Origin of the sequence: Actinoallomurus sp. CA-150999 (assembly GCF_050942425.1) — a bacterium.
In the GTDB taxonomy this organism is placed as follows: domain Bacteria; phylum Actinomycetota; class Actinomycetes; order Streptosporangiales; family Streptosporangiaceae; genus Actinoallomurus.
The window spans coordinates 2,833,079-2,845,793 of sequence record NZ_CP192063.1 but is presented as its reverse complement, the minus strand read 5'-3'; the positions used below and the strand labels follow the sequence as shown (position 1 = coordinate 2,845,793).

Below are 12,715 nucleotides of genomic sequence, written 5' to 3'. Positions count from 1 at the left end.
GGTCTCACCGGGACGGCCGCGACCGGCGCCTCCGGCGAGCGCCGGACGCGCAGGGTCAAGGGGGGCTCCGGACCGTTCCAGAACCCTGCTATGCGAACCACCGGCGTTGGCGAGCCGGGGACACAACACCTTTCACGTGGTCGAACGCGGTCAGTCCTATGGCAATCCGCACTGCGCGGAGTAACACCTCACTGCGGTAACCGTAAGCGGCCAAGAGGTAATGGGCAAGGAAAGACCACGCGTTCCGGACGATTCGCCAGATCTTTCTTGTCACGGTCCATGTCACGGCCATGTCAGGGACGGGGAACCCCTGACAAGGATCCGACTCGTCGGCCAGACGACCGGTGAAGGCGTGGGGCCGGTGATGGCCGCACGCACCGGCCGGTCCCACCGGCGGCGGCGAACGCCGCGACGGCGGCGCGCGGACGATCAGTCGTCAAAGGACAGGTCAGGAAGGTCGTCGGCGCCCTCGGCCTCGAGCGCCTCACGGACCACGCGGTACGCGAGACCACCGGAGTAGCCCTTGCGCGCGAGCATGCCCATCAGCCGCCGGGTGCGCTTGACCGGATCCAGGCCCCGGGTGCCCGGCAGTCTACGGGCGACGAGCTCGCGGGCCGCCGCCTCCTCCTGCTCCGGCCCGAGCTCCTCCACAGCCTCGCTGACCGTCTCGTCGGCGACGCCGCGCTGCCGCAGCTCGGCCGCGAGCGCCCGCCGGGCCAGCCCGCGGCCGGTATGGCGTGACTCCACCCAGGCCCGTGCGAAGGCCGCGTCGTCGATCAGCCCGACCTCGGAGTAACGGCTCAGCACTCGCTCGGCGACGTCGTCGGGCACGCCCTTGCGGCGCAACGCGTCGGCGAGTTGCGCCCGGGTCTTCGGGGCGAACGACAGCTGCCGCAGGCAGATCTCGCGCGCCACCGCCTCGGGGTCGGCGGGCGGCCCCTGTGCCGCAGCGCTCCCGGGCGTCGGCCCCTCGGGAAAGCGCCCAGGCGAGGATCCCTCGCCGGAACGTCCGGACCTCGCCCCCGTGGAACGGCGGCCGCGTCTCCGGCCCCGCCGCGCCGATCCGCCGCGGGCGGACTCGCCGCCGTCGTCCTCCTGAGCGGCGGCGTCACCAGGGAAGATCTCCGCGCCGGAATCGGCCCGGCGTGGAGCGGGACGCCGCCACCCCTCAGGAGCGTTCATGGGTCAGCCCCTCGGAGCCTCGCCAAGGGCGGCCCGGGATCACACGTCTCCCGGCTTCGGGGTCTTCGCCGCCCGCTTGGCCGGTGCGGCCTTGGTCGCAGCGGCCGCAGCGGGCGCCGCGGGCGCCGCCGCCGCGGGAGCACCCGTCGGCTCGGCCTCGGCGTCGAGCCGCGGACCCACCCCGAGCTTCTCCTTGATCTTCTTCTCGATCTCGTCGGCCATGTCCGGGTTCTCCTTCAAGAACCGCCGGGCGTTCTCCTTGCCCTGACCGAGCTGGTCGTTCTCGTAGGTGTACCAGGCGCCGGACTTGCGCACGAAGCCGTGCTCGACGCCCATGTCGATCAGGCCGCCCTCGCGGCTGATGCCGACGCCGTAGAGGATGTCGAAGTCGGCCACCTTGAACGGCGGGGCCATCTTGTTCTTGACGACCTTGACGCGCGTGCGGTTGCCGACCGCGTCCGTGCCGTCCTTCATCGTCTCGATCCGCCGCACGTCGAGCCGCACCGACGCGTAGAACTTCAGCGCCTTGCCGCCGGTGGTCGTCTCGGGCGAGCCGAACATGACGCCGACCTTTTCCCGCAGCTGGTTGATGAAGACCGCTGTGGTCTTGGTCTGGTTGATGGCGCCGGTGAGCTTGCGGAGGGCCTGGGACATGAGGCGGGCCTGGAGGCCGACGTGGCTGTCGCCCATCTCGCCCTCGATCTCCGCGCGGGGCACGAGGGCCGCGACGGAGTCGATGACGACGACGTCGATCGCGCCGGAGCGGATCAGCATGTCGGTGATCTCGAGGGCCTGCTCACCCGTGTCGGGCTGGGAGACGAGGAGGGCGTCGATGTCGACGCCGATCTTCTTCGCGTACTCGGGGTCGAGCGCGTGCTCGGCGTCGACGAATGCCGCGATGCCGCCCGCCTTCTGCGCGCTGGCCACGGCGTGCAGGGCGAGGGACGTCTTACCGGAGGACTCCGGACCGTAGATCTCGACCACGCGGCCGCGTGGGTAGCCGCCGATGCCCAGGGCGACGTCGAGGGCGATCGAACCACTCGGGATCACCTCGACCGGGGGGCGTCCCTCCTGGCCCAGCCGCATGACGGAACCCTTGCCGAACTGCCGCTCGATCTGCGCGAGCGCCGCCTCGAGGGCCTTCTCGCGATCGTTTGCTGCCATGTGAGGTGTCCCTGTCGGGTCGATGCCTGCTGTTGTCGGGAGCGACGTTACGGGGACCCGCCGACATTTTTCGAGGGCCCGGCCACCACTGTGGACAATGTCGTCGCTTCCTTCACTCTAGCCGAACACACGTTCGATCATGAACGGACGCGCCGATTCACCGGGGAAAGACGGGCTGTCTTGCCCTACGCTGAGGGTCAGGATCATGCCGGTGACCATCCTCATGTGCGCCGACCCGCTGAATCCCCGGCGGGTCGATGAGCACTTCGCCCGGGAGGCCGAGGCCGTACGCGCGCTCGGCGGATCCGTCGCGCTCATCGACCACGACGCGCTGCAGCGCGGCGACGCGGCGACGGCCGTACGCCAGGTGCCCGACGGCCTCGGGACCACGTGGTATCGCGGTTGGATGACCACCCCGGCGCAGTACGCCGCGCTCGCGACCGCCCTGGCCGCCCGGAACGTCGTGCTGGCGGTCCCGCCCGACGGCTATGAGAAGGCGCACGAACTGCCCGGCTGGTACGACACCTTCGCGGGCGTCACTCCGGCGAGCGTATGGCTGCCCCTGCCCCCCGGCGCGACGCCGGCGGCGGACAAGCTGGCCGAGCTCGTACGCCCGCTGGGCTCCGGGCCGGCGGTCGTGAAGGACTACGTGAAGTCGCGCAAGCACGAGTGGGACGAGGCCTGTTTCATCCCCGAGCTCGCCGACGTGGAGCGGCTGCACGCGGTCGTCGCACGCTTCATCGAACTGCAGGGCGACTTCCTCGCCGGCGGCATCGTCATCCGCGAGTACGAGCGGTTCGAGGACGGCGAGGCGCGCGTGTGGTGGGTCGACGGCGAACCGGTGCTGATGGGGCCGCACCCGGACACGCCGGACCGGCATCCCCGCCCGCAGGCGGACCCGATCGCCCCGTGCGTACGGGCGCTCGGCTGCCGATTCATCACCACGGACCTGGCCCGGCGGGCGGACGGGGTCTGGCGGGTGGTCGAGGTCGGCGACGGGCAGGTCAGCGATCTGCCGTCGATCGCCGAACCGGCGGATCTGTACCTGAGCTTCCCGATCAGGTAGTGCCCCGCCGGGGATCACGGCTCTACACTTGCCGGGCATTTGATCCCCTTCTGCGGAGGCTCGCGGCAATGCGCCCGAATGTTCCCCGGCGGCTCGCGCGCTCCGGCGCCGCGTACCTCACCGTCGTGAGCGTGCTGTCGCTCTCGCTCGTCGCCTGTTCCTCGAGTTCGACGAACGCCTACTGCATTGACACGTGGGCGCGGGGCGGCTCCTCGTACCGCGTCGTCTCCGACTGGTACTGCGACAACGGCGGCACGGGCGGCCGCTACCGCTGGTACTACCGGGGCCGGTATCGCAGCGGGTACGTCTCCCGGGGCATCTGGACCCGTCCGCGCGGCAGGATCGTCTCGCGGGGCGGCCGCGTGCTCCAGGGCGGCTCCCGGAAGACCACGACGCGTCAGAAGAGCACCACACACCACTCGACCGGCGGATCGACCCACCACGGTTCGACGAGCCGCAGCCGGACCCGCACCGGCACCCGGCGGCACTGAGGGTCTCACCGCACGACCGAGCCCGCTGACGGCCGAGCGGAGGCGCCACGGGACGTCGAACGCGGCATCGGGTTCCGCTCCCCTACCCTGCGCCTCGCCGGAGCCGACCCGAATCTCGCAGAACCGTCCTGGTCCGGCGGTAGATGGTGATGCCGGCGGCCCGGGCCACGACGCTGTAACCCAGTGAGGGCAGGTCCGCGATCATCGACTGCTCGTACGGCGCGCCGGTGGTCGCGACCCATTCGGGGCGGAACTGCGGGGTGGGCTCGCTGAGGAAGCGGAACACCCGGCAGCGGCCGGTGAGCTGGGGTGCGATGCGGTTGGCGGCTGCCACGTCCGCTTCGTCGGGGATGATCCGCAACAGTGCTTCAGCGGCCCTGACCTGTTCCGGCACCCGCCAGGAGGCGGGGTCGAGCACCCTCCAAAGGGGTTGCGGAACGCACATCGCGATGATGAGGGCCAGGATCGGTGCGACACGGGCACCCCGCAGTGCGGCGACACGGCCGCTCGCGCGCATCCGGGCCAGACCGTCGGCGAAGGCGATGAAGATTATCGGCATCAGCACGGCGTTGTAATGGAAGCGGCTACCCCAGAGCATCGGATTGGATGTCCAGAATCGGGCGAGCAAAGATGGGACCGCGAGCAGCACCAGCGGAGAGCGCAGCGCGAAGAACAGAGTAGGCGCGAGCAACGCCAGTATGGTCTCTTCCTTGGTCACCGGCACCGGCAAAGAGGAAATGGATCCCGCGGTCTTGTCGTACGGGTATGAATGGTGCGGGTTGAACGCCGGGATGATGACGAGGACGGCGAGCGCGCCGACCGCGACCGCGGCCGCGGTGACGAGCGCGCCGAGGCGGCGGTGCCCCTGCCGGAAGATGTACACGCCGATCGCCGCGACGATGAACGCCTGGTCCTCCTTTACCAGCAGGAGCGGCAGCGCCCAGCCGGCGGCGGCGGACCAGCGGCGGCGGGCGAGCAGTTCCACGCTGCGTGCGAGCAGCGGCACCGCGAAGGCGATCTCGTGAAAGTCGAACACGACGGCCTGCTGGATTCCCCACGACAGGCCGTACGCCAGGCCGAGGCAGACGCCGGCGCGGTGACCGCAGAAGTCGATCGCAAGACGCGTCACCGGCACCGCCGACAGCGCGAGCAGCGCCGCCTGCAGGACCAGCAGCGTGACCGGGCTCGGGAACATCCGGTAGAACGGCGCGGCGAGGACGAGTATCGGATGAAAATGATCGCCCAGCAGATTGAAGCCGGGCCCTTTCAGGTCGGCGATCGGCGGGCGCAGATGGGCGTATGAGCGGACCGCCTGCTCGAAGATTCCGAGATCATATCCGGTGCTCCGCATTTGACGATGGCGGTTCACCGAAAGCGCGGAATAGGCGGCGAACAGCAGGCAGGAGAGCAGCCGCGGAGATGACATGGCGGGCAGACTGGCCCACCCGCGCTGAATGCCCGCTGAAGCAACCTGAAGCCGATTTCAGGAATGCACGGTGCCATGCCGCCATAATGGCCCGATGCGGTTGTTGCTGGTGGAAGACGACGAACGGCTGGCGACCACGCTGACCCATGGCCTGCGGGCCGAAGGGTATGCGGTCGACGTCGCCCATGACGGCCGGGAGGGGCTGAGCCTTGCGCTGACCCACCCCTACACGGCGGTCGTCCTGGACATCATGCTGCCCGGTCTCAACGGCTTCGCCGTCTGCGCGCGGCTGCGCCGGAGCGGCAGCACGGTGCCGATCCTCATGCTGACCGCGAAGAACGGCGAGTACGACGAGGCGGAGGCGCTCGACACCGGCGCCGATGACTACATCTGCAAGCCGTTCTCCTACGTCGTCCTCCTCGCCCGGCTGCGCGCGCTGCTGCGCCGCGGCGGCGCGACCCGCCCGTCGGTCCTGACCGCCGGCGACCTGCGACTCGACCTCGCCGCCCGCCGATGCCGTTACGGCGTGACGGAGATACGGCTCACCGCGAAGGAGCTCGCGGTGCTGGAGTGCCTGGCGCGCCGGCCGGACGAAGTGGTCGCGAAGATCGACATTCTCGACGAGGTCTGGGACCAGGCGTTCGACGGCGACGTGAACATCGTCGAGGTCTACGTCCGTACCCTGCGCCGCAAGCTCCCGTCCGGGCCGGCGATGATCCAGACCGTACGCGGCGCCGGCTATCGGCTGGTGACCGCCCATGGTTAGGCGGCTCAGATCGGTGCGGGTACGAGCGGCGCTGAGCGCGGCGCTCGCGGCCGCCGTCGTTTTCGGCGCCGGCGGCTGGTGGCTCCGCGACGTCGTCCGCGCCCAGTGGCTGAACGCGGCGCGGGAGAAGGCGGCGCGCGACGCCTTCTCGGTGACCTACGGCTTCGAATCGGGGACCGAGCCGGGCCGCGGCATCGACTTCTCGTTCGCCGTCATCCTCACCGATGGGCGACGCGCCGTGGTGTCCGGTCCGGTCTTCGACGATGATCTGGATAGGCCTCTCCCCGGCTTCCCGCCGAGGGTCGGGTGGGGCATCCACACGGTCCCGGGAAAGGGCCAATTCGTCGTCGGCACCACCGACGTGCTGCCCGCGGACCGGATCAAGAAGCTGACCGGCATCGGCGGCCGGACGGCGCAGCGCCTGACGGTGTACGTGCTCGTTTCGACGGCCGACGCCAAGACGGCCGTCGCCACGATCGATCGCCTGCTCGGCTGGGGACTGCCGGTCGCCGTGCCGTTCGTCGGCCTGATCGCCTGGTTCGTCACCGGCCGGGCCCTGCGGCCGGTGGAGGCCATCCGGGCGAAGATGGCCGACATCAGCGTCCACGCGCTCGATCAACGGGTCCCCGTACCGGCCACCGGCGACGAGATCACACGCCTTGCCCTGACCACCAACGAGACCCTCGACCGGCTCGAACACGCCCACCACCGGCAGCAACGCTTCGTCGCCGACGCCTCCCATGAGTTGCGGACACCGCTGGCGGGCCTCCGCAACTCGCTGGAGATCGCGCTGGCCTACCCGGACCGAACGGATTGGCCCATCACGGTGGCCACGACGCTGGCCGACGTCGACCGCCTGCAGCGCCTGGCCGAGGATCTCCTCTTGCTCGCCTCACCCGCCCGAGCCGCGTCGACGACCTCGGACCTCGCCGGCATCGTCGAGGAGCAGGTGGCCGAACGCGCCCACACCCGTGACGGCCCCGCGTTCACCGCGCACACGACCCGCCCCGCCCTCGTACGCGAGAGCGAGACCCGACTCGCCCGGATCGTACGCAACCTGCTCGACAACGCCGCGCGGCACGCCCGTACGGAGGTGACGGCGACCGTCGCCGTCACCGACGGCGGCGTCACGCTGACCGTCACCGACGACGGTCCGGGCGTCCCGCCGGAGGATCGTGAGCGGATCTTCGAGCGCTTCGTCCGCCTCGACGACGCCCGCACCCGCGCGGACGGCGGCGCCGGGCTCGGCCTCACCATCGTCCGCGATCTCGTCACCGGCCTGGGCGGAACCGTCCGCGTTACGGGCCGCTCCACCTTCGTCGTCACACTTCCCGGCGACCAGGCGTGATCGCCGCGCGCTCGAACCCGTACGACCGAGGCCGTACGACCGAAGCCGCGCGGCCGGCCGCTGACGGCTGAGCGGAGGCGCCGTGGGACGCCGGACGCGGCCCGGACGGCCCGCCGAAGGCCCTGAATCGTGGCGTGGCCGACCCGTCCAAGGCTCGGCGGAGGCGCTGGAACGCGGCGCCACCGGGCCGCCGGAGCCTCAGCGGAGGCGCTGCGCGACGTCGAAGGTGGCGCAGACGGCCCGCCACACGTCCTTGGCGGCGACGCCGTCGGCGAGGGCCCGCTCGATCGTGCGACCGTCCAGCTCGGCCATGACGTAATCCTTGGCCACGCTCTCGGCGTAGCCCTCGCCGAACTGCTGGTTCATCCGATCCCAGAACACCGTGAGTCGCACGGTCCCCACGCTACCCGCCACTGTCGTCGGTGGACGATTCCGTCGGTGGGGCGATGCACACTGGCAGGATGACGCCGATCGACCGTTTCTCGGCCGCCACCCGTGCCTGGTTCGCGGGGGCGTTCGCCGCGCCGACGGCGGCCCAGGCGGGCGCCTGGGAGGCGATCTCCCAGGGTGACAACACGCTGGTGGTGGCGCCGACCGGGTCGGGCAAGACCCTGGCCGCGTTCCTGTGGTCGCTGGACCGGCTGGCCTCGACGCCGCCGCCGGAGGATCCGAAGCGGCGCTGCCGGGTGCTGTACGTCTCCCCGCTCAAGGCGCTCGCGGTCGACATCGAGCGCAACCTCCGCGCCCCGCTCACCGGGCTGCGGCAGACCGCGCGGCGGCTGGGGCTGGCCGAGCCCGACATCGGTGTGGCCGTCCGTTCCGGAGACACGCCCGCCGACGAGCGCCGCCGGTTCGCGACCAAGCCGTCGGACATCCTCATCACGACGCCGGAGTCGCTGTTCCTGATCCTGACCTCGCAGGCGCGCGAGGCGCTGCGCGGGGTCGAGACGGTGATCGTCGATGAGGTGCACGCGGTGGCGGCGACCAAGCGCGGCGCGCATCTGGCGCTGTCGCTGGAGCGCCTGGACGCGCTGCTGGAGCGGCCCGCCCAGCGGATCGGGCTGTCGGCGACGGTGCGCCCGGTGTCGGAGGTCGCGGCCTTCCTGGGCGGAGTCCGGACCGCGACCGTGGTGCAGCCGCCGCACGAGAAGGAGGTCGAGCTGCGGATCTCGGTGCCGGTGGAGGACATGACCGAGCTCCCCCCGGATCCGCGCGCCGAGGACGACTCCCCGCTGCAGGGGCGCAACATCTGGCCGCACGTCGAGGACGCCGTACTCGACCTGATCGGAGCGCACCGGTCGACGATCGTGTTCGCGAACTCCCGGCGGCTGGCCGAGCGGCTGAGCGGCCGGCTGAACGAGCTGGCCTGGGAACGACAGAACGGCGAGGCGCTTCCGCAGGACTCCTCCCCCGCGGAGATGATGGCGCAGGCGGGGGCGGCGCGGGGCGCTCCGGCGGACGTCGTGCGCGCGCACCACGGCTCGGTGTCGAAAGAAGAGCGGGCCGGCATCGAGGAGTCGCTGAAGGCCGGGCGGCTGCCCGCCGTCGTGGCGACGTCCAGCCTGGAGCTCGGCATCGACATGGGCGCCGTGGACCTGGTCGTGCAGGTCGAGTCGCCGCCGTCGGTGGCGGCGGGGCTGCAGCGGATCGGCCGGGCGGGCCATCAGGTGGGGGCGGTCTCGAAGGGCGTGATCTTCCCGAAGTACCGCGGCGACCTCGTGCAGACGGCGGTCGTGGCCGAGCGGATGCGCGACGGGCGGATCGAGGAGCTGCGGTACCCGCGCAATCCCCTGGACGTGCTGGCCCAGCAGATCGTGGCGATGACCGCGATGGATGACTGGCCGGTCGACGAGCTGGAGACGCTCGTACGGCGGGCCGCGCCGTTCGCGACGCTGCCGAGGTCGGTGCTGGAGGCGACGCTCGACATGCTCGCCGGCCGGTATCCGAGCGACGAGTTCGGTGAGCTGCGCCCGCGCCTGGTGTGGGACCGCGTGGCCGGCGTGCTGCGCGGACGGCCCGGCGGGCAGCGGCTGGCGGTGACGAGCGGCGGCACGATCCCGGACCGCGGGCTGTTCGGCGTGTTCCTCGTCGGGGAGAAGTCCTCCCGGGTCGGGGAGCTCGACGAGGAGATGGTGTACGAGTCGCGGGTCGGCGACGTGTTCGTCCTCGGCGCGAGCTCGTGGCGGATCGAGGACATCACCCCGGACCGGGTGCTGGTCTCGCCGGCGCCGGGGCAGCCGGGGAAGCTGCCGTTCTGGCACGGCGACGCGCCGGGGCGGCCCGCGGAGCTGGGCCGGGCGCTGGGGGCGTTCAGCCGGGAGCTGTCCACGCTGGAGCCGGAGCAGGCCCGCGAACGCCTGCGCGCCACCGGCCTGGACGACTGGGCGGCCGGCAACCTCCTCGCGTACCTCGCCGAGCAGCGGGAGACCACCGGCTACGTCCCCGACGACCGTACGCTCGTGGTCGAGCGGTTCCGCGATGAGCTCGGCGACTGGCGGGTGGTCGTGCACTCGCCGTTCGGGGCGCCGGTGCACGCGCCGTGGGCCCTGGCGATGGCCGCGCGCCTGCGGGAGCGGTACGGCGTCGAGGCGCAGGCGGTGCACTCCGACGACGGCATCGTGCTGCGGGTGCCCGACACCGGCGCCGCGTTCGACGAGACCGGGGCGGCCCCGCCCGCCGGCGACCTGGCGGTGTTCGACCCGGCGGAGATCGAGCGGATCGTCACCGACGAGCTGGGCAACTCCGCGCTGTTCGCCTCGCGGTTCCGCGAGTGCGCGGCGCGGGCCCTGCTGCTGCCGCGCCGCAACCCGGGCCGGCGCATGCCGCTGTGGCAGCAGCGGCAGCGCGCCGCGCAGCTGCTGTCGGTGGCGAGCCGGTACCCCTCGTTCCCGATCGTGCTGGAGACGGTGCGGGAGTGCCTGCAGGACGTCTTCGACGTGCCGGGCCTGGTGGCGCTGATGCGGGAGCTGGCGAGCCGGAAGGCGCGGCTGGTCGAGGTGGAGACGCCGGTGCCGTCGCCGTACGCGCGGTCGCTGCTGTTCGGGTACATCGGCGCGTTCATGTACGAGGGGGACGCCCCGCTGGCCGAGCGGCGCGCGCAGGCCCTGGCGCTGGACTCGACGCTGCTGGCCGAGCTGCTCGGCCAGGCGGACCTGCGGGAGCTGCTCGACCCCGAGGTGGTCGCCGAGGCCGACCGTGAGCTGCGGCGGCTGACGCCCGAGCGGCGTGCCCGGGACGCGGAGGGCGCGGCCGACCTGCTGCGGGAGCTCGGCCCGCTCGGCACCGACGAGCTAGTCGAGCGCGGCGTCGACGCGCGGTGGCTGGTGGAGCTGGAGGAGGCCCGCCGGGCGATCCGGGTGCGGATCGGCGGCGTCGAGCGCTGGGCCGCGATCGAGGACGCCGCCCGGCTGCGCGACGCGCTGGGCGTCCCGCTGCCCGTCGGGGTGCCGGAGGCGTTCCTGGAGCCGGTGGCCGATCCGCTCGCCGACCTGCTGAGCCGGCACGCCCGGACGCACGGGCCGTTCCACGCCGCCGACGTCGCGGCGCGGTTCGGCCTGGGCGTCGCGGTGGTGGCCGACGGGCTGCGGCGGCTGGCCGCGGCCGGCCGGGTGGCCGAGGGCGACTTCACCCCCGGAGAGCGCGGCACGGAGTGGTGCGACGCCGGGGTGCTGCGGATGCTGCGCCGCCGGTCCCTCGCCCGGCTGCGGGCCGAGGTGGAGCCGTCGCCGCCGGAGGCCCTGGCGCGATTCCTGCCGGCCTGGCACGGCATCGCCGCGCGCGGCTCGGGCCCGCGCGGCATCGACGCGCTGGTACACGCGATCGAGCAGCTGCAGGGCGCGGCGGTGCCCGCCTCCGCGCTGGAGTCACTGGTCCTGCCCACCCGCGTGCCCGGCTACTCCCCCGCGATGCTGGACGAGCTGACCACCTCCGGGGAGGTCGTGTGGGTGGGGCAGGGCGGGCTGCCGGGCGGTGACGGCTGGGTGTCGCTGTACCTCGCGGACACCGCCCCGCTGCTGATGCCCGAGTCCGCGGAGATCACGCTGACGCCGTTGCACGAGCGCGTGCTGGAGTCGCTGTCCGACGGCGGCGCGGTGTTCTTCCGCACGCTGTCCGACCGCGTCGGTTCCCAGAACGACCAGGAGCTCGTGACCGCGCTGTGGGACCTGGTGTGGGCGGGCCGCCTCACCAACGACACCCTCGCCCCGCTGCGGGCCCGGCTCGGCGCGGGCCGGACGACGCACCGGCCCCGTACGCGCCGCAGACCGGCGATGCCGTCACGCACCGGTCCGCCGACCGTCGCGGGCCGCTGGTGGCTGCTGCCCGAGCCGGAGACCGACACGACCCGGCGCGGCCACGCACTGGCCGAGACGCTGCTCGACCGGTACGGCGTCGTGATCCGCGGTGCGGTCATGGCCGAACGGACGCCGGGCGGGTTCGCCGCGGTGTACCCGGTGCTGCGGGCGTTCGAAGAGTCGGGCCGCTGCCGGCGCGGCTACTTCGTCGAGGGGCTGGGCGCGGCGCAGTTCGCGCTGCCCGGCGCGGTGGACCGGCTGCGCGCGACGCGACCCGACGCCGACACGCCGCGCGCCGTCATACTCGCGGCGACCGACCCGGCCAACCCGTACGGCGCGGCCCTGCCCTGGCCGGAGCGGCCCGGAGAGGTCGCGAGCGGACACAAGCCGGGCCGCAAGGCCGGGGCGCTCGTCGTGCTGGTCGAGGGCCGTCTGACGCTGTACGTGGAGCGCGGCGGCAAGACGCTGCTGTCGTGGGGCGAGGAGGACCTCCAGCCCGCCGTCGACGCGCTCGCCCTCTCCGTACGGGACGGCGCGCTCGGACGGCTCACGGTCGAGCGAGCGGACGGCACGTCCATCGTCGACTCCCCGCTCGCCGCCGCCCTGGAGGCCGCCGGATTCCACCCGACACCACGCGGACTCCGACTCCGAGCCTGACCCCGGCCACCGCGTCCACGCCGCGAACGGTATGCGGCGTTACGGTTGCACCGTGACACGCCCCTATGCCTTCATCGATCCGGCCGAACTGACGTCGGAGCAGGTCGCGCAGATCCGGGCCTGGCGGGTGGATCAGGAGATGTCCTGGCGCGCGGTCGCTGAAGCCGCGGCCGACGCCTGGGGATCGGATTACGGCGGCAACCAACTCGCCGGTGAGGAGCTGTGCCACGCGGCCGCCCTTGCCCTGGGCGAGAATCCCCTCTCGGAGTCCTGGAACTAGGCGCGCCCCGAGCCTGTGCGAAGGCTCGGGGCCGGCTGTTCGC

Annotated in this window: 10 protein-coding genes; 6 read left to right on the top strand and 4 right to left on the bottom strand. The window is 72.4% G+C overall.

The genetic code is table 11. From position 1 onward, the window contains the following. Positions 1-429: 429 nt before the first annotated feature. Together recX and recA are read right to left on the bottom strand one after the other, a co-directional pair. Positions 430-1,182: a recombination regulator RecX gene (gene recX, locus ACQP2O_RS13565; protein ID WP_433183744.1), complete on the bottom strand. Its 753-nt coding sequence runs from the start codon at positions 1,180-1,182 to the stop codon at positions 430-432. A gap of 39 nt (positions 1,183-1,221) precedes the next feature. Beyond that, the gene (recA, locus tag ACQP2O_RS13560; protein ID WP_433183741.1) at positions 1,222-2,346 is read right to left on the bottom strand and encodes a recombinase RecA; all 1,125 of its coding nucleotides are present in this window, start codon (positions 2,344-2,346) and stop codon (positions 1,222-1,224) included. Positions 2,347-2,551: 205 nt separating this feature from the next. Between recA and ACQP2O_RS13555 the strand changes: the two genes are divergently transcribed. Further along, positions 2,552-3,412 (top strand): ATP-grasp domain-containing protein, encoded by an 861-nt coding sequence (locus ACQP2O_RS13555; RefSeq protein WP_433183738.1) that lies wholly within the window; start codon positions 2,552-2,554, stop codon positions 3,410-3,412. Between the two features lie 68 nt (positions 3,413-3,480). Beyond that, positions 3,481-3,903: a hypothetical protein gene (locus ACQP2O_RS13550; protein WP_433183736.1), complete on the top strand. Its 423-nt coding sequence runs from the start codon at positions 3,481-3,483 to the stop codon at positions 3,901-3,903. Between the two features lie 82 nt (positions 3,904-3,985). Here the strand turns inward: ACQP2O_RS13550 and ACQP2O_RS13545 are convergent, their stop codons facing one another. Beyond that, positions 3,986-5,329 (bottom strand): DUF2079 domain-containing protein, encoded by a 1,344-nt coding sequence (locus ACQP2O_RS13545; protein WP_433183733.1) that lies wholly within the window; start codon positions 5,327-5,329, stop codon positions 3,986-3,988. Positions 5,330-5,423: 94 nt separating this feature from the next. Here ACQP2O_RS13545 and ACQP2O_RS13540 point away from each other — a divergent pair, with 94 nt between their 5' ends. After that, positions 5,424-6,095, top strand: a complete 672-nt coding sequence (locus ACQP2O_RS13540) for a response regulator transcription factor (RefSeq protein WP_433183730.1) — start codon at positions 5,424-5,426, stop codon at positions 6,093-6,095. Further along, on the top strand, positions 6,088-7,443 hold the full coding sequence (locus ACQP2O_RS13535; RefSeq protein WP_433183727.1) for a HAMP domain-containing sensor histidine kinase: 1,356 nt from the start codon (positions 6,088-6,090) through the stop codon (positions 7,441-7,443). The genes ACQP2O_RS13540 and ACQP2O_RS13535 overlap by 8 nt, the downstream gene beginning before the upstream one ends. Before the next feature lie 198 nt (positions 7,444-7,641). Here the strand turns inward: ACQP2O_RS13535 and ACQP2O_RS13530 are convergent, their stop codons facing one another. Next, a complete protein-coding gene (locus ACQP2O_RS13530; protein WP_433183724.1) occupies positions 7,642-7,836 on the bottom strand; it encodes a DUF3046 domain-containing protein in 195 nt (64 codons plus the stop codon). 68 nt (positions 7,837-7,904) lie between these two features. Between ACQP2O_RS13530 and ACQP2O_RS13525 the strand changes: the two genes are divergently transcribed. Beyond that, the gene (locus ACQP2O_RS13525; RefSeq protein ID WP_433183721.1) at positions 7,905-12,392 is read left to right on the top strand and encodes an ATP-dependent helicase; all 4,488 of its coding nucleotides are present in this window, start codon (positions 7,905-7,907) and stop codon (positions 12,390-12,392) included. 52 nt (positions 12,393-12,444) lie between these two features. Continuing rightward, positions 12,445-12,672 carry a hypothetical protein gene (locus ACQP2O_RS13520; RefSeq protein WP_433183718.1) on the top strand — a complete coding sequence of 76 codons (228 nt, stop codon included), beginning with the start codon at positions 12,445-12,447 and terminating at the stop codon, positions 12,670-12,672. Positions 12,673-12,715 lie beyond the last annotated feature (43 nt).